The organism is Streptomyces recifensis (assembly GCF_002154615.1).
Taxonomy (GTDB): Bacteria; Actinomycetota; Actinomycetes; order Streptomycetales; family Streptomycetaceae; genus Streptomyces; species Streptomyces griseoluteus.
In genome coordinates, this window is sequence record NZ_MUNH01000843.1 from 1 (window position 1) to 2770 (window position 2770).

The 2770-nt window shown below is 75.9% G+C and carries 1 protein-coding gene and 1 pseudogene; one reads left to right on the plus strand and one right to left on the minus strand.

All coding sequences use genetic code 11. The features are described from left to right. Positions 1-338: pseudogene (locus tag CCN33_RS30235) on the plus strand (amino acid permease); the annotation flags it as partial. Here CCN33_RS30235 and CCN33_RS30240 read toward each other — a convergent pair. Continuing rightward, positions 330-2770 (minus strand): coiled-coil domain-containing protein (locus CCN33_RS30240; protein WP_483027269.1); only part of this gene is annotated, 2441 nt, incomplete at its 5' end. The pseudogene CCN33_RS30235 and the gene CCN33_RS30240 overlap by 9 nt on opposite strands.

Sequence of the window (2770 nt, forward strand, 5' to 3'; positions counted from 1 at the left end):
TGACCGCGCCGATGCTGGTGGCACGGCTGCGCGGCCGGTGGGCCCCGGCCGGGGAGGGGCGGTTCTCGCTCGGCCGCTGGGGACTGGCCGTCAACGTGGTCGCGGTGGTGTGGGGCGCGGGGATGACCCTCAACCTGATCTGGCCGCGCCCGGCGGTGTACAACGCGAGCGCGCCCTACCACTGGTATCTCCGCTGGGGCGCGGTGCTGTTCGTCGCGGTGATCGCGGGCGGCGGCTTCGCGTACTACTGGTTCGTCCAGCGGCACCGGACGGGCGTGCTGGCGGAGCACCGGCTGGAGGTCCCGGAGACCTCCGAGCCGACGCCCGCGTCAGACTGAGGACGCCCCCGCCGACGGCCGCTTGTACATCCGGGTCGCGGTGATCTCACTGCGTACCCCGTCCCCGTCCTGCCGCTGCTGCGGCAGGCCCGGCCGGAGGTGCTCCTCCACGCTGATGTACTTCAGCCCGGCCCGGAGGTCGGCGTCGTTGCGCAGCCGGATGACCAGCGGGAACTCGGCCAGCGCGGTGGTGTCGAACAGGCCGGTGGTGTAGAGCAGCTGGACGCCCAGCGCGTCGGAGACGGCGCGCTGCAGCTCCAGCAGGTACGTCGCGTTGGCACGGCCGATGGGGTTGTCCAGGAACAGCGTGCCCGCGTGCCGGTGCTTGTCGCGGCCCCGGTCGTTGGAGCGCAGGGCGGCCATCGTGCAGTAGAGCGCGATGGCCGCGGTGAGCAACTGGCCGCCGGAGAACACGTCGCCCATCTGGCCGACGGGGACGCGCTCGGCGCGCAGGACCGCGTCCGGCTTGAGGATCTCCACCGCGACGCCCTTGGGCTGGAGGGCGGCCGCCACCCCGCGCAGCAGCAGGGACATGCCGTCCCGGCGCAGGTCGGAGTTCTTCCTGACGGCTGCTCGGGTGGCCTCGTCGATGACCTCGCCGAGCCGCTCGGTGAGGGTGGCCTGGTCGGGCTCCTCGAAGCGGATGCGGAGGAACTCCTGCCCGGACCACTCGCCGAGTCCCTCCGGCAGCCGGGAGAGCCGCTGGGCGGAGCGGAGGGTGGCGAGGGAGGACTCCACCAAGCCCCGGAGCCGGTCCACGATCGAGTCGCGGTTGCGCTCCAGCTGGGCCAGCTCGTCGGTGAGGACGCGCAGCCGGGGAGCGAAGGCGTCGGCCCACTTCTGGGCGTGCTCGGGCAGCGCGGCGGCGGGCAGTTCGCGGATCTGCTGCCGGGCCGGGGTGCGGACCTGCTCGTAGCGGGTGGAGTTGGCGTGCCGTACCAGGATGTCGCAGGCCTCGCGGACGGCGGTGTCGGCAGCGGAGAGGTCGGCGGCGCAGCCGCGCAGCGAGCGGCGGGCCTCGGCCGCGGACTGCCGGGCCTCCTCCAGGGTGCCGGGATAGGGCTCGGGGTTCTCCCGCTCCTCTTCGGCGGCCGGTTCGCGCAGCAGGTCACGGAGCATCGCCGCGATCTCGTCGAAGCCGCCCGCGCCGTCCTCGGCGGAGCGGTGCGCCTGCTGGAGTTCGGCGTGCGCGGCGCGGGCCTCGGTCAACGCCTCGGTGCGGGTGGCGAGTTCGGCGGTCGCGGTGCGCAGCAGGGCCTGGGCGTGCTCGGCGTCGCGCGGCTGGAGGTCCTCGGGCAGCTCGGTGTGGGCGTCGCCGTCCTCGGGGGCCTGCCGCTCGGCCTCGCCGCGCAGCCGGCCGAGCTGTTCGCTCGCCGTGGACATGCGGGTCTCCAGCAGTTGCACCAGTTCCTCGGCGCGGGCGGCGGCCGCCTGCCGGGAGGGGCCGTCGGAGCCGTCGGGCGACTGAAGGAGCTGTTCCGCACGGGTGCGGACCTTGTTGCTGAGCCGGTCCAGGTCGGCGCGGGCGGCGCTCTCGTCGCTCTCCGCGCGGGCCTGTTCGGCGCGCAGGTCGGCGCCGACGCCGACCTTCTCGTACACCTGTGACGCGGCCCGGTACGCCTCCCGCAGTGCGGGCAGGGACGCCTTCGGGGCGCCGTCCTCCGCTTCGGGCACGTCGTCGGGGGCGCCCGCGATCTCGGCGCGCTCGGCGCGCAGGGCGCGGGCGGTGCGGCGGGCGTCGTCGGCGCCGCGCTGAGTGGCGCGCCGGTCCTCGTCGGCGGCGCGGGCGCGTTCGAGGCAGGACTGGGTACGGGCCTCGGACTCGGCGGCGTCGTCGGCCAGTTCGCGGAGCTTGACCTGCCAGGTCGCGCGTTCGCGCAGCCGGTGCGCGAGTCCGGCGAGGGCGTCCGCGACGCGGCTTGCGCGCTGGGCGGCCTCCTGGCGTTCGTCGCGCAGCCGGGTGGCCTCGGCGGCGGTCTCCTCGGCCTCCGCGCGGGCGGTGCGGGCCTCGGTGAGTTCGGCCTCGGTCTCGTCGGCGAAGGCGCGGGCCTCCTCGGCGGCGGCCGCGAGTTCGACGATCCGGCCGGCCGGGCAGCCGGTGCGCCAGGAGGCGAGCCGGGCGGCGAGTTCGCGGTCCTTGCCGAGGCGGGCGGCGAGTGCCCGGATCTCGTCGTCGCGCTCGGTGGCCCGCGCGCGCAGGGCCTGGCGTTCCTCGTCGGCGGCGTGCTCGTCGTGCATGGCCGGGTTCGGCGGCACGAGGAAGACGTCGGTGGGCCGCGCCCCGGCGGCGGGGGCCGGGGCGCGGCCCACCGACGTCTTCCTCGTGCCGCCGAACCCGGCCATGCACGACGAGCACGCCGCCGACGAGGAACGCCAGGCCCTGCGCGCGCGGGCCACCGAGCGCGACGACGAGATCCGGGCACTCGCCGCCC